Below are 18,872 nucleotides of genomic sequence, written 5' to 3' on the forward strand. Positions count from 1 at the left end.
ATGAACAGCGAAACGCCCGGTTTCTTCTACAAGCCCGACAACATCAAACGCATTCTGCGCGTCTTTTACGTCTGTTGCGCGGCACTCCTGCTGCTGGACCTGGTGATACACCGCCACGTCGAACACCCCTGGGAGCGATTGATCGGCTTCTACCCGCTCTATGGCTTCATCGGTTGCGTGGTGCTGGTGCTGGCGGCCAAGGCCATGCGCAAGCTGCTGATGCGGGATGAGCACTTCTACGAACGTGAGCCGCAGGTGCGGGACCTGGTAACAGACAAAACGGATGAGCCCCATGTGGATCACTGAACTCCCCTCATTCGTCTATTTCTACCTCGGTGCCCTGCTGCTGCCACTGCTGCCGGGCAAGGCCCGCAACGTCCTGTTGCTGCTGATACCGCTGCTGAGCGGCGTGTTTCTGTGGCAGCTGCCCGAGGGCAACCACTGGCAGACCACCCTGCTGGGTTTTGAACTGACGCCGTTTTACACCGACCGGCTCAGCGTGCTGTTTGGCTACGTGTTTCACATCGCAGCGTTTATCGCCATCGTCTACGCCCTGCACGTGCGCGACCTTTTGCAACAGGTCGCCAGCCTGCTCTACGCCGGCAGCGCCCTGGGCGCGGTATTCAGCGGCGACTTACTCAGCCTGTTCGTGTTCTGGGAAATGCTGGCGGTCACCTCGGTGTTCCTGGTGTTCGCCCGCCGCACGGAGCGCGCCTACCGCGCCGGCATGCGCTACCTCACCATCCAGGTGGTGTCGGGCCTGCTGTTGCTGGTGGGCGTCATCCTCCACGCCCAGGTGACCGGCAGCCTGCGCTTTGAGTGGATCGGCCTCGAGCAAGAGGGGCCTGCCGCCATCGCCGGCTGGCTGATCTTTATCGCCTTCGGTATCAAATGCGCGTTCCCGCTGCTGCACACCTGGCTCACCGACGCCTACCCGGAAGCCACTCCCACCGGCACCATCTTTCTCAGCGCCTTCACCACCAAGGTGGCGGTCTACGCACTGGCGCGGGGCTACGCCGGCACCGATCTGCTGATCTACATCGGCGCGCTGATGACCTGCTTTCCCATCTTCTATGCGGTGATCGAAAACGACCTGCGCCGGGTACTGGCCTACAGCCTGATCAACCAGGTGGGCTTTATGGTGGTGGGCATCGGCATCGGCACCGCCCTGGCGCTCAACGGCGCGGTGGCCCACGCCTTCAACGATGTTATCTTCAAGGGCTTGCTGTTTATGAGCATGGGCGCAGTACTGCACATGACCGGCAAGATCAACGGCTCGGAGCTGGGCGGACTGTACAAGTCCATGCCCAAAACCACGATCCTCTGTCTCGTCGGCGCCGCGTCCATCTCGGCGTTCCCGCTGTTCAGCGGCTTTGTCAGCAAATCCATGGTGATGTCGGCGGCGCTGGCGAACGACCACCACATCATCTGGCTGATGCTGCTGTTCGCCTCGGCCGGTGTCTTCCACCACGCCGGCATCAAGATTCCCTACTTCGCCTTCTTTGCCCACGACTCCGGCATCCGCACCACTGAGCCGCCCACCAACATGCTGATCGCCATGACGATCGCGGCGGTGCTGTGTGTCGCCATCGGCGCCTACCCGCAGATGCTCTACAGCCTGCTGCCGTTCGAGCTGGGCTACTCCCCCTACGACGCCACTCACGTGCTGGCACAGACGCAGCTGCTGTTCTTCTCCGCGCTGGCGTTCGTGTGGCTGAACCTGCGCGGCATGTACCCCCCGGAACTGCCCTCGGTCAACCTCGATGCCGAATGGCTCTACCGCCACCTGCTGCCGCGCCTGCTGCAGCGCATCATGCGCCGCTTCTGGGCGGTGGATGCTCTGCTGCGCCAGTGCCTCAAGCGCGGCCTGGTACTGTTTGGGGATCACCTGCACACCTACTCCGGCCCCCAGGGGATCCTGGCCAAGACCTGGCCCACCGGGCGGGTAGTGTTCTGGGTGGCGGTGATCCTGGCGCTGTTTTTGGTGTTGAGTCTGTTTTGATATCAACACGTCCTACTTAGTAAATAACGCGCAAGACTGGCGATCGGTTAATATTTAATCCCTCCGTCCTGTTTAGCGGCGATTTCTACTAAACACTCCTTGTGCTGCGGACTTTACAAGACCTACTTAGAGACCTAATGTTAGGGCTTATCGTCCGCAATTCAGGAAACACAATGACACATGTGATACTTACTGAAATTGCCGCCAGCATTTCGGAACTTAAGGCCAACCCAATGAAAGTCATCGCCAGCGGCAAAGGTATGCCTATAGCTGTCCTAAACAGGAACAAGCCAGCTTTCTACTGCGTTCCCGCGGAAGCTTACGAAGCCATGATGGACCTCATCGAGGACAAGGAGCTACTCAAGCTCGCCAAAAGCCGTATCAAGGATGACAGCGTCAAGGTGAGCATGGGCGAGTTATGAGCTCGCTTTCAAGAAAAGTGCGCTTAAAGAGTGGAAGAAGCTTGGGCCACCAGTGCGCAATATACTCAAAAAAAAGCTGGCGGAAAGATTAGAGAACCCTCATGTACCTTCCGCCGCAATCAGCGGCGGCTCAAACTTATATAAGATCAAACTGCGACAACTTGGCTACCGACTGGTTTATAGCGTTTCCGACTCTACTGTCACAGTTACCGTCTTAGCTGTTGGAAAAAGAAACCGAAATGAAGTCTATGACTTAGCGCTTTCACGCAAAGGCACCGACAAGCCATAACGTTGTAAAGGGGGAAACAATCGACCTCGCCAAAGGCTCTGCCGTGGGCTATATCGCCAAATACATTGCCAAAAATATTGACGGTGAAAACGTGGGGGCCGACCTGTAAGACCTGGACGCCATTGAAAGCGCTACCCGCATCCGTGCCTGGGCTTCTAACTGGCGCATACGGCAATTTCAGGCCCTAGGCGACCCCAGCGTTATCGCCTGGCGGGAGGCGCGGCATTTTGCCAGCAGTGAGCATGCCGACAAGACTATGGATCGCATTGTCGACGAATCACTTAAAGCCCCTAACCATTGATTGACACAATAACCTAACACCGACACAACTCAATAACCTAATACCGGGTTAACACAAAACCCTAACGAAACGAAAAAGGATTAGCGATGGCCACGCCCGCATCATCGCCGGCGAAAATCCCGGCGCAGCGGTCGAAAAAGACCATAGTGACTGGTATCAGGAGCTGTTCCGGCCAAGCGTTACTGCCGGTCTGTTAAAACCTGCCGACCTCGCCAGTTACAGAAACGATCAGGTCTATATCCGGAATTCCTACCACGTCCCACTGCGTGTGCAGGCAATGCGTGAATCTATGCCGGTCTTCTTCGATCTACTCCGGCAAGAGACCGACCCGGCGGTGCGCGCAATCCTCGGGCATGTCGTCTTCGTCCATATCCACCCCTACATGGGTGGCAATGCCCAAGCCGTATCGTCAAGCCGATTTCAGGATTTCGGCAATGGTTGCCAGCGCCAGCGAATTGGACGGAAACGCAACGTGGCTGGAATCGATCTCCACATGAATGACATGATCCATAGTTGCCAGCTTCGCCACACCGTCGCCGACAATCCCATCGCGCTTGCTGTACACCACGTGGGTCCTGACTGACGCATCGCTGCGCTGCGCCCTCTGCAGCCAACCATCGAAATCCTGCTCCTCGAGCGGTACCTCACTGCCGCTGAGGCGGCGCATCAACATAAACAGGCTGGTGCCGCGCGGGTCGCCAAACGGTGAGCCCAGGGTAATGACCTGCCGCACTTTTTCCGGAATGTGACCCGATGCATCATGAGCATACAAGCCTCCCATGCTCCAGCCGATCAGGCTCAGGGGTTGCTCAACATCCCGATGCAGCGTCTCGACCCGCTCGATCACCGCCCGGGTCATGGTCTCGCGAAAACGGGTGGCGTCATCGATACTCCTGATGCGGTCTTCAGCGGCCTCCAGATTGCGACCCAGCTCCAATCCATACACTGCATAGCCAATTTTCCTGAGAAAGTACTGCAATAGCCGGGTAGCTCCGTCTGCGGCCCCGTAGCCGGGTAGAACCAGCACCGGATGGCCATCGCCACCCCGATGCTGCCTGATCAGTCGCGGCAAACGCAACACCGACAAGCCTGTCTCCAGGCCCGCCCGCGGAAGTTCGGACAGTGCAAGACTGAGTGAGGGGGGAAGCGGGTGTGCGTTCATATTGCGATCTCGAAGAAGTGAATAACAGACACTTTACGCAGGCCATCGCGTACGGATCACATATACCCTGAACTGCGCACGTATGCTGCCACGTCCGCCCCTGGCAGGAGCCGGAAATCAACACCTGCCAGCAGCCATCCCGCCCTCTCAAAAACACTCCAATAAATATTATAAGTCATTGTTTTTGTTTACTTTATTAATCATAAAAACTGACCTTAAGCACCACTTCAGGACCCTAAAATGGTATAATTAAAGCTTGGTACGGAGGACAAACCATGCTCTTGCCAGACTCTGCTGAGGTGCACCAGGGCGGCTCAACGGAGATTCAAAAATGGCCTGCGGCGACGATTTACCCCCGGCGCGACACCAAACCGTGGCTGTCGCCGTCCCCACTGGCAGACGTCAGTTGACCTGCGGTTACCGCCATAATTACAACTTCATTACTACCGGGGAAGGCTATGCGACCTCCAGTTACTTGAGCCAACACGCTCTCCTGAAACAACCTGCGCCGGTTAAATTCAGCGCCCTTGCCAAGCACCCATCCAGCCAATATTTTCCCTGTCAGTCACTGGAGTTACCTATGCACCGTGCAAGCACATTAGTCGTTATAGTCGACGGTCCAGACTTTTACTGCGGCGCACTGTTCGGTTTTGAACCCAAAATCTGCTTCTCCGCCGCCCCCAAACTCGAAAATCTGTTTCTGGGTCGCGGCCTGGAAAAGTGTCGCGCCATCGCCGCAAGCCAGGGCTGGGGATTTCGCGTGCACCCTGTCGACCCTGTCAGGCGGAACGGGCCTCCGTTGAGCGGGCCAAAAGTGGTCTCAATATCAGAAGCCAGGCAAACATTGCCCGCAGAGCAATAGCAACACCGAGCCAGTGTCCGCTCCACGGGGCCCCACAGAGCGTGCATGGCGGCGCAACGCGAGCGGCAATATCCTGCTGCTCCTGCCCGGGCACTACTGGATCAGCCAGCCGGGATTACAATTGGCGCCACGTCAGTCACGCCTGCCCTCGGTGAGCATTTCTGTTGTCGCGCCTGCTGCTTCATCTTCGATCTCTAATGAGGGATGCCAAGCTTCTGCCATCACAGAGCAACCCGGAGGAAGCTGACGATGAGTAAACCGAAACCGATACGGCTCGGCATTATGGGCTTTGGCCAAACCGGCCGACAAATCTACCAGCTGGCATCTCAAAACGACGACTTTGAGGTGGTCGCCATTGGAATATGCCTGCCATCTTGAAATTACTTTGGACTTAATATGGACTTAAATTTCACTTACAAAAAGCCGCCAGAAATCAAATCTATAAGCTGCTGATTGTTAGAAATATCAACCCGAGGCCCGCTGACTCACTACACACTGCAGCAATTGCGCATCGGTGACAAGGGATTGCAGGATAATCCCAGCGCGCAGCAGACCATCATCAGTTCAATGAGAAGTCGACCAAGGTAATGAAGGTTGGGCTGTAGCCACACAGACTTCCACGAAGAGGAACCAGGCGACAAGGTAGATACCAACTGACGAGCTAAGCATAGCCAGATTAAAGCATATTGTGCTACCATTTGATGGTACATTATTACAGAAGGCGATATCGTGAAAACCATAGGCGTTCGAGCTCTGCGAGAAAATCCTGGCGTCTTGAGCCAATCCGCGGCTGCCGGGGAATTCGTGTTGCTCACCAACCGCAACACCCCCGTGTCTCTCGCGCTCCCCTTTAACGACGACCTATTGAAAGCAGGTATACACGTCAATCTGGCGCTAAAGCTGTATGAGGAAAATGTATTAACCTTAACCAAGGCGGCCAAACTTGCACTGATGTCAGTCGAAGCGTTTATGGAACTGATCGCCAATCTCGATATTGTGGTCGTCGATCAATCGGCCGAAGAGCTGGCATCAGACCTGGATTCGCTGGGTGAATAGAGTCATTGTTTCTGACACTGGCCCTCTAATTGCCTTAGCCCTTCTCAATCTACTCCCCGTCCTCCCAAAATTGTTTGCCTCGGTATACGTTCCCGACGGTGTCATCACGGAGGCAACCCAAGACGAAAAAAAGCCTGGTGCAAGGGCTATTCGCCAGGCTCTTGAAAGCGGCTTACTGCTCCAAAAATCGGTAAACCTGACCCCTGCGTTCCGAGACCTGATCGCGATACTTGATTTGGGGGAGGCTGAGGCACTGGCCCTGGCAAAAGATCTTGGTGCCGTCGCTTTGGTGGATGAGCGACGAGGACGCAAAGTTGCAACCAAGCATGGCATCACTGTCACTGGAACAGCAGCAGTTTTAGTCAAAGCAAAGAAAGCCGGTGAAATAGCCGCCGTCAAGCCGTTATTGGATAAACTAACTCAGGCGGGTTATCGACTATCACCCTCCCTGACTAGCGAAATCCTGAAGATCTGTGGCGAACCTTAATCCGGCCAGTGATAGCATAACGTGCGCCCTGGCAACGGGTAATATAACGGCATTAAAGCTAGCCTGCATACACTTCAATGAAAACACAGTCCGGGCCGTTAACAATGGAGTAGAGCTAATAAAAATTAATAAAAATCAATGAATTACGCAATTTGGCAATAGTCGGAGTGGCCGGATTGGACTCGGGCTTCCTGCCCTCGGGTCTTCGACCCAGCATCAACGATGCTCAACCAGACCGGCCTCGAGGAGCGGCTTGGCTGCGCATATCAGTGGTGATTCTGACAAGCTCCCGACAGGCGGCATCTCACTACGTCAACCATTAAGTGTTCCATTTAATATGATGAAAATAAATCTGACTAGATAAATTCAAATAAAGCGGACGTCAAACCGGACATAGTACTGGACATAGTACCGGACATTTATGTGGCACTATTTTGTTTTGAAATTACTTAACCTTATGTTATATATTGAATATATTTTAATTTAAACCGGATATAGAAGCGGACATGACAGCGGTAATAGATCGAGGAGAGGCCATCACAATCATGGAGCCACTCCTAATCGGAGAAGGCTCCAGACACCGCGCAGCCTTAACGGAGTTCGGGGTTGAGCTTGCCGCTAAATCAGCCGGTTTCAGACGCAGCCTGCCGGATGGGGTTGTTTCGGCCTTGGCAGAACTGGTCCGGGCCATGAACTGCTACTACTCGAACCTTATCGAAGGACACAATACTCACCCCATCGATATTGAACGTGCCCTCCGGAACGACTACAGCGATGAACCACGCAAACGGGACTTGCAGTTGGAGGCGCGCGCCCATGTCATGGTTCAAAAATGGATTGATGAAGGCGGGCTGGACGGCGGCCGCGCAAGCACCCTCGATGGCGTCTGCGAAATACATAAGCGGTTCGGAGAACTACTGCCCGAAGAATTACTTTGGGTAGAAGAACCGAACACAGGCGAGTGCGCTCGCCTTACTCCTGGAGCGCTACGATCACAGGATGTCAAAGTCGGCGACCATATTCCTGTCAGTGCCGGAGCCCTACCCCGCTTCCTCGAACGATTTGAGAAGGTGTATAGCGGACTAAAAAAGGCAGAAACCATTTTTTCGGCGGCAGCAGCCCACCACCGTCTACTCTGGATACACCCCTTCCTGGACGGCAATGGCCGTGTGGCGCGCCTGATGTCCTACGCGATGTTAAGAGAAGCACTGGATACAGGAGGCCTTTGGTCTATCGCTCGCGGCCTAGCCAGGCAGGAATCCAAATACAAGCAACATTTGATAGCCTGCGACCAGCCGCGCCGGGGCGATATGGATGGACGTGGAAGCCGAAGCGAAAGCGCCCTTGCTGAATTCACGGCGTTTTTCTTACAGACCTGTATTGACCAGATCGATTTCATGGAAACTCTGTTACAGCCGGACAAGCTTCGGAAACGTGTTCGGCTCTGGTCGGAAGAGGAGATCCGGACAGGCTGCATGCCACCAAAAGCAGGTAATGTTCTGGAGGCCATTCTGTATCGCGGCGAACTTCCGCGACGTGATGTTCAGGAAATCGTGGGCACAGGCGAGCGGCAAGCACGCCGGATCGTATCAGCCCTTCAAGAAACAGGTGCCATCACGTCAGAGTCAACACGCGCCCCGCTTCGCATAGCTTTTCCCGCATCATTAGCAGGCCGCTGGATGCCTGGCCTATTTCCGGAAGCCTGAATAGTCGTTGATTAACAGAATCGACATACAAGCAAGCCAACAACTGTAAAGTGAAAAAGGCGTGCCCCATCTCTTCCGCTTATTCCTGCAAGGATTCCGCGTAATTGTTGGCTAACAGGCATATTTGCATAAAGTGCTCCGGGTCCAGGCTCGCCCCGCCCACCAGCAGGCCATCGATATCCGGCTTGCCAAGCAGCTCATTGGCATTGCTTTTATTGGCGCTGCCGCCGTAGAGAATGTTAATTTTGCGGGCGGTTTCTTCGCCGTAGAGCACTGCCAGTTCGCTGCGAATGAACTCGTGCACTGCCTGCGCATCCTCGGGTGTCGCCGCCAGTCCGGTGCCTATGGCCCAGACCGGTTCATAGGCAATCACCAGCTTGTTAGCGAGGAGCTCTTTTTCCTCGGAAGAATGGTCCTTCAGGGTATTTTGCAGCTGGCGGCTCAACACATCGTGGGTAACACCCGCCTCTCGCTGTTGCTCATTCTCGCCGATACACAGAATCGGCATCATGCCACTGGCCAGAACCCGACTGACCTTGATGGCACAGGCGGCATCGGTCTCATTAAACATCTGGCGACGCTCGGAGTGGCCGACCAGGCAAAGTTTGGCGCCAGCCTCCGCGATCAACTGGGCGGACGTTTCACCGGTATAGGCGCCGGCCTCATACTTGCTGACGTTCTGCGTGCCCACCATAATCTGTGAGCTGCCTAAAAAATGAACCATTTCACGCACGTAGAGATAAGGCGGACAAACGGCGATCCTGGCTGCAAACTTTTTCCGCACCAGTGTGGCGATTGACCCGGCCAGCAAATCGATACCGCCATGCAGTTTCCAGTTGGCGATGACTAAGGGAACACGCTCTTTCATTATAGAATTCCTTTCGATAGCAATTTAGGACATGAGTTTGGGCAACTTTAGCATAAAGATGACGGAGGGATTATTTTTTTACCAACAAGCTGGTTTTAGCCGCCCCTCCTCACTCCAGCCACCAAAGATCGGCGGTCTTGTTGGCTGCCAATGATAAGCGTGTGAATGGCCCAACAGGCCCGTAGCCCCAGCCAAAGTTGAAGACACTATCGACACCGAGACGAAATAGGACTAACGGTTATTGCCCCGCTATCCGGAAACCGCGACGCTGAATGAGGCGAAGCTGGCCAAGTACTGCCGGGAGAAGGGTTTCCCTGGGGGCAAGATATCCTGACCGAATAGCTGCCCGCCATCCTTGGCATGCTGCTTTTCCTTGCGGGTGCTCACAGCCCGCCAGACTAGCGATTGGCTAATATTTAATCACCCCGTCCCGTTTCGCGCGCGGTTTCGCGGTTTCGCGGTTTCGCGAATCGTTTCAATTTAATAAGGCAGTGTGAACATTTTGTAGTGCTTAGGCTTAGTCACTAATCACTGCTAAATACTCGCCAATTATTGTTAATTCCTCTCCATTATCTTCCAACTCGATGGATGAATAACCGAACGCATTCGTATCTGGCTTTAACACTATTCTTGTATTAATGGTCATATCTCCCTCAATAGTTTTATCACTGTGATAAACCTTAACTGTATAGCTCCCGCCATGATCGGGGTCATCTATGTGCCTATGCTGAACTAGGACTACCTTACCATTTCGCGTTCCCCCGGGATTTGACTTAAACAAGCACCAAGATCCATTAGGAATGCGCCGATTCATCGACTCACCCTCTACGCGCATTACAAACATTCCTTCACTTACATTAATATGCTCGGGTAACTCTACCCATTGGACACCTTCAATCACTTGCGCCTCACTGAAGGAGCCTGCGGCAGCGTGTAAGTCATAAATAGGAACATGGGTCACATATGGATACGCATCTTCTATAGATACTATAGGTAGATTTAACCCCTGATAGGGACTAAGTGACGTGGACGTATTCTCTGCAACAGATTGAGTTAAATTCTTAAAATATTCGCCAGTCTCGGCATCTACGCAAAAGATATAGCATCCTTTCTGGCCACGAGTCATCAATGTACGATAGGTATTTTTAATGATCCCTGCTGTCAACTGAGCCGCCTTTTCAGGATCTTTCTTCAGCATAGTTTTAAACCCGCGTATGGACCTATCATTAGATGAACGCTTACTTGCATCTGTTATAGCAATACCATCCCGGATAACAAAATCCTCCCCAATGATTACTCCTATATAATCTAGCTCCAAACCCTGACAAGTGTGAATGCAACCAATTTGATTGACTGAATTTTCTGCAATCATCCATAAACTGCCGTCTTCAGACAGATTCCATTGAGCCTTAAACTCGTACTGAGAAATTACAATGTCAAATTTTTCCTTATCTTTTTTACTAGCCCAGTCCCAGCAGTAGCCAGCGACTAGGCGAGCCTTATTAGTTAAACGGTTTTTCTCAATTATTTCAGCACGAAGTTGATTAGGATCATCAAAAACCTTAACGTCATAATCAATATCTTCAAGGGTCGAATTAGCGGTTTCCCTAATCTGCAAACTGTTATCAACCCATGCTAAATATCCATCTGATCCATTACATCTAAACTGAGATGCAAGCTCCAGTTCCGTGACATCAGATTCCAACTCATATGCCCATCGCTTAATACTCTCGACAGTACCAATATCTTGTAAAGTAACTCGCTGAGCCTCATCAATGAAAAATATATTAAAGCGGGAACCGAAAATCAGCTCCTTGATTTGATTCTCTCCCAGATTTCCATATAAACCAGACTTCTCATTTAGACGATGGGCTTCATCGACTATTAAAGCTCCAAATTTGTTAGCCTCAATCTCGGTATAGGCTCCAGAGCCCTTGAACATCTGATCAATATGAGATTTCTTCCTACTGCCTGTCAGCTTCTTTTTAAAAACTTCTCGTGGTGCCGCATTCTTGGAAACATACTGTACCAATAGTTCTCGCTTGGTTAACTCGGCAAGTAAGTTTATAGCTACAACTGACTTTCCGGTCCCTGGGCCACCCTTAACGATTAAAGTTTGTTTCCTGCCTTTTTGAGCTTTACGGGCAAGATCAAGAGCTGTCTCATATACTAATTTTTGCTCATCAATCATCAAGAACTCAGGGTTACCATCAAGCATGGATACTAAAGCGTCAGCCAAATTTTTAGATGGTTTGATAACCCCATGCTCAATCCGATACATGATGTTATCACTATCACCATATTTGACATGCTGCTTTAAAAATTCTGATAGTTTTAGCGCGTCAGGTGAAATGAAGACAGGTGCTCTAGATGTGTGTTCCACATAAAAAGGGTCGTTAATAACATCTCGTGACTTCATATTATGAAGGTAGGCGCAAGGAAGAAGCCGAATAGATTCTTTTCGAACTGTTTCGTTATAATCCTCAATCAAGGCTGAATAAGACCACGCTTGATATGAAGGGTGATTTGTCTCTTGCTCCCCATGCAGGAAGCGTGTTTTGACAATGGCGTCTTTATTGGTTTTTTTAACTTCTTGCCACTGTTTTAACTCAATAATAATCGAGGTATCGTTACGATCAGCATCTTTTCCCGTCAAGATGAAATCCACTCGACGGTTCGTCATCGGAAGATTGTACTCGATAGCTACACCCGCTGCCGAAGGAATACCTTCATCCCAAAGAACCTGAGACATATATTGTAAGGAGTTTTCCCAAGACAACCTTTCATTTCGAGGAGAGTTACGATTTAATTTTCGTAACACCTCATTTTCTATAATTTCGGCAATTCGATTGGCTCGAACATCCTCTACAAATTTGCGCTTAGTTGCAGAATATACAATCATTTAATTTGCCTTATTCATATTCAGAATACTTCTTTTAGCTACCCTTTACTTTATCCGCTGGGTATTTCAATTCATTTTTCTTTATTTTATTATCAACAGCGCTACCTATATCAATACCGACTTTGTCTGCAAGACTGACTAAGTACAATTGAATATCTGCAATTTCATCGCTTATGTTTTCGATTTGCTCAGGACTTAGAGAATTCGATTGTTCTTCCGTCATCCATTGAAAGCACTCCATTAATTTACTTACCTCAACACTTAAGGCCATCGATAGATTCTTAGGTGAGTGAAACTTATCCCATTCTCGAGAACATGAGAATTCACGCATAATCTGACGCATTTCTTCTAGTTCAGCCATTTAAATTGACCTTTATAAACATGATTTTAACTCTTAAAAATACCATACAAATTTAGACCATCTACTTAGGCGTGGAACACATCAAAACCAAAATCCGGGAGTGGACTGTCTGCCCTGTTGGCCGCTCAAAAAACAATCAGGTTTTTGATGAGGGGTTTTCTGTTGGTGGCGCGAATGCGCCGCCCTTGGATTTCTGTCAATAACTGTACGAACACAAAAATGCCATGTCCATAAGGATATATAGTGAAAACATTAAGCTACGAAATTTATAGCCGTCTCTTGTCTAAAAGAGAAGCGCCGCGAGATACACACACTATCCCTACGTTGCCCACGCGACAATTCGAGTGTTATCAGGCTGTCATCCGGAAAAGCTGGACTAAGCTCTAGCTTTAGATACTCGAACAATTGGCGATCATGGACAGCAATCATCAACTGACGACCATGCTCTTTGGACAAAGTCCTCAATAGCGCCGCCAACTGCGCAATATGGACGTCATCCATCGACTGAACTGGATCATCCAAAATTAACCAGGGTAGCTCCCGAGGAACTGCGAGATGAAGCGCTATAAATAACGTCAGGGCGGCCGTGTTGAGATTGCCCGCGCTGAGCATGGCGCCCGGTGCTCCTCCACCCTCTCCTCCTTCTCGATGCTCCGTAACAAGCTTGGGTTGTAGTTTCTGCGTTGAAGACTCTGGAATCCGAAATGCTGGTACGAATGGCTCAGCTGGTGCCAACCGCACGAAAAGATCACGCCAGACGAGATTAAGCCGGTCGTTAAATTCTCTGCGTATGATACTAGACCGAACCGTATCGACAGCATTTCGAATTGCATTTCCTTGATCACGTAGAGCCTTAGCTCGCTCTAGAGCCCGATTAACTTGACGCAATGATTCATTATCTTTCGAAATTCTCTGGTCGGTTTCATCTCGACGCATAATCGCAGAGTGAATATTTTCAATACACTCAGTTCCTCTACGCCGCATAGAAAGTCGACTTTCCAGCCGTTTGGCTCGGGAAGCAAGGGTAGCGTTTAGACGCGCCGCACCAACCTCTAAACTTTCGTCATCCGCAATAATCTCGGCATGGATCGTTAGCGCAAAATCGTTCAATGTTTCTCGCGCAGTCGCAAGTGCTAAACTGCGCGTCTCAGCCTCAAAAACTGCACGCCGAACAGCCACATCAGCAGCGCGTAATCGTCCGCCTTCTTGCAGCGCATCGATAATGCTGTCTATCTCGTTAATTAGATTCTCAACTAAGCCCAAACGCCGATCTAACTCGACTAAAGACTTCTCATCCAACTTACGCGCAGAAATAGTCTCGATCTCGCGACTCAGTCGATCGGCAATGACTTGCGCATCACTCCGAGCACGCCCGAGGCTAAGCAATCGCTCTGCCGACGAAGAAAGCATACGTACCTTACCATGTACGTGATCGCTAAGCGGCAGCTGGCTGACCTCACGAAAATCTCTATCACAGACAGGACAAGATTCATCAATTATAAATGAAGAAATCTCTGCCAATGCAGCCCCTAGACTACCCGCATTGTTGGACAATCGGTCTATTTCTTCATCTATGGTTTTCAGCATTAAATTCTTTGCATCAGATTCCTCCTGTGCAGTCACGTACCGCTCGATGTCTGCTCGAGCACGTGACACCCGATCTCTAATCTGGATTCGTTCGATACCCAAGAGCTTTAATGCGGACTCTGCGAACTGTTCTGGGCTACTGGGAAACGAGGCATTTTCCAAAACACCTTCAACGCGCCTACGAAGCGTAGCGACTACTCCTCCGTATTTCTTTTCCCATAGTTCAAATGCGCTCCTAGCATTATCAATACCACTAGGCAAGAGAGCAGTATCGGATGCACTAGAATCTTGCGAAGTTTGAATTTCACGCTGGATTGAAGCTAGTTGCCGCTGCCGATCAGTCAGCTGCGCAAAGGCTTCAGAATCGCTGCTAAGGGAAAGAACCGCCGCAACTTGATCCAGCTTTTTCTCCTCGATCGCGACAGATAATTCAAGCTCAACACACAGTTTCGTGAGCTCGTCAATCAAGCCCTGAATCTGGGCTTCCATCTCTTCTTTTATCTTTCTTTTATCAGTGAGTTGACTCTCAAGAAATGATTTTTGATTCTCGGTGTCAAGCCAACCATCCACATGTCTACGAACATTACGCACGTCTGCGAGAAATTTTAGCCCCCCTTCAAGAGAGTCCAACCGATCAAGCCCTAGCAACTTGGCCACAAACTGCGCGAGAGGGGATGCCGCATCACTCCCAGCATCTTGGTAGATTTGCAGCAACTGACCTAGAAGAGACTGAGGGAGAAATGCCCGCTCCCGGAAAAACGTGGCAAGTTGGTCGCTCAGAACAGCCTTAGGACGCGCACCCTCTGCTCTCAGCTGAGAGCTGAATCGTTCTTCCGCTGCACCATTCAATATCTGCAATGAAACACTGCCACTATCTGATGAGCGATGCAGTAGTTGCGCATCATAGCTTGGATCAACGCGCTCCAAAGATTGAACCTTACCAGTAAGCGCTAATTCAATTGCGGACAACAAACTTGTCTTTCCCGCACCATTCTCGCCATGAACAAGAATAACTTTTGCGTCTAACGGCGCGTGAATTTGGCCACGAATACTGCGGAAATTGTTAATATCTATACTTTTCAACATCCGATTCACGATAAGCCCTCATTCTGACTTGACTGCAGGGCCCTCGAGGTCATCGACACAACTGTATCTAGCACGGCTAGCTCTCCATCACTGGACGCATCAATCAAAGCATCAATTAGAGCGCTGCTAGTTCCAGCGGGTAGCGCGCGAATAAGCTGATCCATGACAGTAACACCCTCGCCCTGCGAGCCTGTAATCGGAGCAGGAATCAGCAGCGGCAACAATACGCGAATACGATCTTCAAGTAGACATTGCGCGGCCTGATCTACAAGCTCACCACTATCATTTAGCTCAATACTTTCCACATGTAATACGCGACAGGTTTCGGGAAGCACTTCAACTCCACCATTCGCCAGCGGGGGGCCCGCAAGGATGACCGTCACCACATAACGAGACCCGGTTACGTCGAGCGCGCGGCTTAGCGCCTCTACCTTTTGCCGAACTCGTCGGCCATCACGATCTCCAAAATCTCCCGTAACGGTATCAATAAGGAGAACAAGGTCCAGAGCTCGACCGTCGCTACCATGCATAGCACCGCTAAAGGAGAACTCGACGCCAGCAACTTTGAAGGGTATCGATAAATCAACATAATTGGCGCAACGAAGTCGCTCCCGAATTGCGCGAACAAGAGGCGATTGTGTCAAATCATAACCTCCTCAACAAAATCTTTTTTCAGCGCTTCACAAGTATCACATCGCGTGAGCAGATTACTCAAACTAATGTGTGTTTCATCGACCCTTCCGACTCTACCCGGTGCGCCACGCACGCGACGCGCACTTCCTCCCAGCTGATGCCAAGCATCATCTGCGTGAACAACAATTACGTTTTCACTACCAAAGGCACCATCAGACTTGAGGGCGATCGCTTCCGTGGCAGATTTCACGATGAAGACTGGACGATCTACTCCGCCTGCGCGTAACGCTCGAGCTGTCATTACTCCAGCTTCTAAATCGTTTGAGACGGGTAGATTCAACGTCCAGAGTCCTTTTTCACGTCCGTGCTGAAACAAAGACAACGCGACCCCGAGGAATCCCAGTCGCATAGCCAAGGAATTTTGGTCATTAATAATTAGATGGGGAGTGCTACTGGTAAGTACTTCATAGGCTTCTGGATTATTGGGTAGTGTTCCATTTCGAAAAATCGCGAGCACTCGTGACCATACCGCAATGGCCATATTCACGAATGCCGTAAGATTTCGCTCATCTGGGGCAGGAACCGCGAGACCCGATATGTCATTGCGCAATCCCACAAGTAAGGGCGTTAGTGCCTCTGCGATTGGCAACTTCTCTAAAGAGGTTAGAGCATATCTCATCAGCAAATCGAGCTTGTTTGCAAGTAGCTTCAAAACAAGCGCAATCAGCACCTTTTCACCCCAAGCACGAATTAGGCAGGCTTCTTGAAGACCGACAAGATCAACATTGTATGCCTCACGATAAATAAGTCGTAAAATATCGCGCTGCCCCCGCTGTAAATCTTCTAGCTCTTCACAAAACACGTGACCCGGAGCAGCCGGAACACAGGGCCATGGCCACGCATGTGCAATGTTAGCTCTCGTAAATAGCGTTTGTAGATTGCTGTCCTGAATAGAAAGCCCAAGCACCAGAGTCTTGTACGTTGTTGCAATATTAACAACCGCATTTCTCATCGCTGCATATTCAGGCGCTTCCGGCCAGGCAACAATCTGAGAGTGGCTCCCAGTCAAGAATCGCCGAAATAAATCAGGCTCACTCTCCGCATGTAAAATGCAGCCGTGGAATTTAAGTAGACGAGCTCGTCCGGCCGGCCCTCTAAGATGATCAGGATCAACAACGACCTGTATGACACCTGGAATACCGTTGCCCAATCGTTGAACAGCAGCTTCTAAAAAACCATCCCAGTTTGCTGAGGCAATTTGATTTACTGCACCTTCGAGAATCAGTATCGCGATACAGAGATGCTCTGCCGCGGGAGGAGCGGGATGCCGGAAAGCCTCCCTAATGTCGATTGCCTCCCAGAGTATAAAGTCAACATCTGTGCCGGCAATTCGAATGTCTAAAAGGCGAGAGTACTGGCCCCATAATCTCTTGATAATTTCTCCATACTGAGGCCAGTCCGCCAATGGTCTACCGTATTGGCCTTGGACTACTGCAGGGTCAATATCCGCCAACTCAAGCGCCTCCCGGAGAGCCGGCAAATATACATGAGCAGTTTTAGCGGATACCGCCCGTACCCGGATAAAGTCGAGCGCCCGCTCTATGAGATTTCCGAGATTGGGGGCTTCACGTGAAATACCAGAACCGACCCAAAGTGCAAACTCTCCATTCGCGACAGCATCAGCAACAGAGGCAAATTCGGCATCAAACTTTGCTAGCACCTCCCCAACAGAAGTTTCTAAGACTACTGGCGCTTGCGGCATTCCTTATCCTTAATTTTCCCTACAGCAACATCGGCCACAAATTTTAGAAGAAGTCTCGCCGCATATCTTTAAAATAGGTGCGCCCGTACCCCAGCGACTATTTGTCAGAATTGGGCAAACCGACTCGGCTCTTTCACAATGAATGACAAAGCTATATGTTAAACGTATAGCTCAATCTGTACCAGAGTAATCAAACTTCCCACTGGACTTAATATAGACTTAAATGGGGTAGAGCCTAAATACCTAAGCGGCTGATTTATAAAGCATTTTTTTGTCGGAGTGGCCGGATTTCAGGCTGGCCCACTGTGGGTGGGATGGCATTATTAACAGGGTTCGATGAGTGCCCATCCCCCGTTAATGGGGTAGAGCCGTGAACCGAGGCGTTCGATTGAACAAACCCCGCAACTCGGTCTATTAACAAAAAAGGCCACCCATTGGGTGGCCTTTTTTGTTAATTGGTCGGAGTGGCCGGATTTGAACCGACAGCGCAGCCATTTTTCTGATCGTAACTCATTGTTTTAATTAAAGAATTATTTGTGCACGTGTCATGATTTTGATTGGGGGGATGGCTTGGGGGGAGGACATACCTGGACCCATTTTAAATCGCCGAGATATTTTCTTTGTTTACTGCACTCAAAGTTAAGGGCCCTAGTAGTACAATTAGGAAAATTTCTGAACGATGCACTTTATCAGGCCCTTAATCCGGATGTTGCAATAACGACGTGAGCAGCAATTTTTGTGTTTTGGAGGTCTCGACAGCCCTATTTTTAAAGACATCCCACTTTTATCTATCCCCTTCACGAAATTTTCGGGTTAGATGTAAGGATCGACCTACTGCTGGATAGCATACATCACAAGCTATTTGACAGCGGCCAGATCCCTCCTACATTGGACCACAGAATCGTGTACCGTGATCCAGCTGGCAAAGAAAGTAGCTATTTCGAACTAGAGCAACAACCATTGACAATAGTGCCACACTGAAATTGCCAACACTTACCACCTCAGAAGTAGCCGCGCCCGATATCTACCTATCTGTGGAAAGTCGTTGATTATCAACTATGAATATTCTTTCAACGCTTTATTATCTGGCTATCATTAATCGCAGAACGATTCAGCTTGAAGACTATACGTTATATGCCAGAAGCAATGATCCGCAACGGGCTTTTTGGAGCCAGGACTTATTACTTACCTTTGTGTAAACGGCCTTCTGGTATGAGTTGCTCTACTTCTGCACAGCAAAAAAACGCTGTTAGATATTTCGGCTACTCGGCTGAGGCCCGAGAGGTTCCCGGCTCAATGGCTGCTCGCGCATCAGGCTCTATGACACCCATTTGCGTTGGGCGACAACTGCAAATAGTCGTCACACAGTATACTACTGTATAAGTT

General features: G+C 50.4%; 14 protein-coding genes and 2 pseudogenes. 9 read left to right on the forward strand and 7 right to left on the reverse strand.

What is annotated here, in order from left to right; all coding sequences use genetic code 11:
* The 5 genes and pseudogenes from G8764_RS04220 to G8764_RS23045 all read left to right on the forward strand — a co-directional run.
* A complete protein-coding gene (locus G8764_RS04220; RefSeq protein WP_166162152.1) occupies positions 1-306 on the forward strand; it encodes a hypothetical protein in 306 nt (101 codons plus the stop codon).
* Positions 293-2,002, forward strand: coding sequence for a Na(+)/H(+) antiporter subunit D (locus G8764_RS04225; protein WP_166162154.1), 1,710 nt, complete (start codon positions 293-295; stop codon positions 2,000-2,002). Before G8764_RS04220 ends, G8764_RS04225 begins: the two co-directional genes overlap by 14 nt.
* A 173-nt stretch (positions 2,003-2,175) precedes the next feature.
* A complete protein-coding gene (locus tag G8764_RS04230; protein ID WP_166162156.1) occupies positions 2,176-2,424 on the forward strand; it encodes a type II toxin-antitoxin system Phd/YefM family antitoxin in 249 nt (82 codons plus the stop codon).
* A gap of 13 nt (positions 2,425-2,437) precedes the next feature.
* Positions 2,438-2,713: pseudogene (locus tag G8764_RS04235) on the forward strand (type II toxin-antitoxin system RelE family toxin); the annotation flags it as partial.
* A gap of 7 nt (positions 2,714-2,720) precedes the next feature.
* Positions 2,721-2,822, forward strand: a pseudogene (locus G8764_RS23045) (replication endonuclease); the annotation flags it as partial.
* A 601-nt stretch (positions 2,823-3,423) separates the two neighbouring features.
* Here G8764_RS23045 and G8764_RS22300 read toward each other — a convergent pair.
* The gene (locus tag G8764_RS22300) at positions 3,424-4,176 is read right to left on the reverse strand and encodes an esterase/lipase family protein (RefSeq protein WP_207951653.1); all 753 of its coding nucleotides are present in this window, start codon (positions 4,174-4,176) and stop codon (positions 3,424-3,426) included.
* Positions 4,177-5,287: 1,111 nt separating this feature from the next.
* On the opposite strand from G8764_RS22300, the gene G8764_RS22710 reads away from it, so the two are divergent.
* The 4 genes from G8764_RS22710 (at position 5,288) to G8764_RS04265 (ending at position 8,287) form a co-directional block, all read left to right on the forward strand.
* On the forward strand, positions 5,288-5,416 hold the full coding sequence (locus G8764_RS22710; protein WP_166162158.1) for a hypothetical protein: 129 nt from the start codon (positions 5,288-5,290) through the stop codon (positions 5,414-5,416).
* A 351-nt stretch (positions 5,417-5,767) separates the two neighbouring features.
* Positions 5,768-6,094, forward strand: a complete 327-nt coding sequence (locus G8764_RS22415) for a UPF0175 family protein (RefSeq protein ID WP_166162160.1) — start codon at positions 5,768-5,770, stop codon at positions 6,092-6,094.
* Positions 6,087-6,581, forward strand: a complete 495-nt coding sequence (locus G8764_RS22885; protein ID WP_166162162.1) for a PIN domain-containing protein — start codon at positions 6,087-6,089, stop codon at positions 6,579-6,581. The genes G8764_RS22415 and G8764_RS22885 overlap by 8 nt, the downstream gene beginning before the upstream one ends.
* Positions 6,582-7,270: 689 nt before the next feature.
* Positions 7,271-8,287, forward strand: coding sequence for a Fic family protein (locus tag G8764_RS04265; protein ID WP_207951654.1), 1,017 nt, complete (start codon positions 7,271-7,273; stop codon positions 8,285-8,287).
* A 79-nt stretch (positions 8,288-8,366) separates the two neighbouring features.
* Here G8764_RS04265 and tpiA read toward each other — a convergent pair whose 3' ends face one another.
* The 6 genes from tpiA to G8764_RS04295 all read right to left on the reverse strand — a co-directional run bounded on the left by tpiA (position 8,367) and on the right by G8764_RS04295 (position 17,486).
* Positions 8,367-9,155 carry a triose-phosphate isomerase gene (gene tpiA / locus G8764_RS04270; protein WP_166162164.1) on the reverse strand — a complete coding sequence of 263 codons (789 nt, stop codon included), beginning with the start codon at positions 9,153-9,155 and terminating at the stop codon, positions 8,367-8,369.
* A gap of 517 nt (positions 9,156-9,672) precedes the next feature.
* A complete protein-coding gene (locus G8764_RS04275; protein ID WP_166162166.1) occupies positions 9,673-12,057 on the reverse strand; it encodes a DNA/RNA helicase domain-containing protein in 2,385 nt (794 codons plus the stop codon).
* Between the two features lie 34 nt (positions 12,058-12,091).
* Entirely contained in the window at positions 12,092-12,418 is a 327-nt protein-coding gene (locus tag G8764_RS04280; protein ID WP_166162168.1) for a nucleotide pyrophosphohydrolase, read from the reverse strand.
* Positions 12,419-12,670: 252 nt separating this feature from the next.
* Positions 12,671-15,091 carry an AAA family ATPase gene (locus G8764_RS04285; RefSeq protein ID WP_243748619.1) on the reverse strand — a complete coding sequence of 807 codons (2,421 nt, stop codon included), beginning with the start codon at positions 15,089-15,091 and terminating at the stop codon, positions 12,671-12,673.
* 5 nt (positions 15,092-15,096) lie between these two features.
* Entirely contained in the window at positions 15,097-15,735 is a 639-nt protein-coding gene (locus tag G8764_RS04290) for a hypothetical protein (protein WP_166162172.1), read from the reverse strand.
* Positions 15,732-17,486 carry an SIR2 family protein gene (locus G8764_RS04295; RefSeq protein ID WP_166162174.1) on the reverse strand — a complete coding sequence of 585 codons (1,755 nt, stop codon included), beginning with the start codon at positions 17,484-17,486 and terminating at the stop codon, positions 15,732-15,734. Before G8764_RS04295 ends, G8764_RS04290 begins: the two co-directional genes overlap by 4 nt.
* Positions 17,487-18,872 lie beyond the last annotated feature (1,386 nt).

The sequence above is a fragment of the Pseudomaricurvus alcaniphilus genome, from assembly GCF_011440395.1.
Lineage (GTDB): Bacteria > Pseudomonadota > Gammaproteobacteria > Pseudomonadales > Cellvibrionaceae > Pseudomaricurvus > Pseudomaricurvus alcaniphilus.

Coding starts and splice junctions, on each gene's coding strand:
- G8764_RS04230 (WP_166162156.1), top strand. CDS start 2,176: ATGACACATGTGATACTTACTGAAATTGCCGCCAGCATTTCGGAACTT.
- G8764_RS04265 (WP_207951654.1), top strand. CDS start 7,271: ATGAACTGCTACTACTCGAACCTTATCGAAGGACACAATACTCACCCC.
- G8764_RS22710 (WP_166162158.1), top strand. CDS start 5,288: ATGAGTAAACCGAAACCGATACGGCTCGGCATTATGGGCTTTGGCCAA.
- G8764_RS22300 (WP_207951653.1), bottom strand. CDS start 4,176: ATGAACGCACACCCGCTTCCCCCCTCACTCAGTCTTGCACTGTCCGAA.
- G8764_RS04275 (WP_166162166.1), bottom strand. CDS start 12,057: ATGATTGTATATTCTGCAACTAAGCGCAAATTTGTAGAGGATGTTCGA.
- G8764_RS04225 (WP_166162154.1), top strand. CDS start 293: ATGTGGATCACTGAACTCCCCTCATTCGTCTATTTCTACCTCGGTGCC.
- G8764_RS04285 (WP_243748619.1), bottom strand. CDS start 15,091: ATGTTGAAAAGTATAGATATTAACAATTTCCGCAGTATTCGTGGCCAA.
- tpiA (WP_166162164.1), bottom strand. CDS start 9,155: ATGAAAGAGCGTGTTCCCTTAGTCATCGCCAACTGGAAACTGCATGGC.
- G8764_RS04220 (WP_166162152.1), top strand. CDS start 1: ATGAACAGCGAAACGCCCGGTTTCTTCTACAAGCCCGACAACATCAAA.
- G8764_RS04295 (WP_166162174.1), bottom strand. CDS start 17,486: ATGCCGCAAGCGCCAGTAGTCTTAGAAACTTCTGTTGGGGAGGTGCTA.
- G8764_RS04280 (WP_166162168.1), bottom strand. CDS start 12,418: ATGGCTGAACTAGAAGAAATGCGTCAGATTATGCGTGAATTCTCATGT.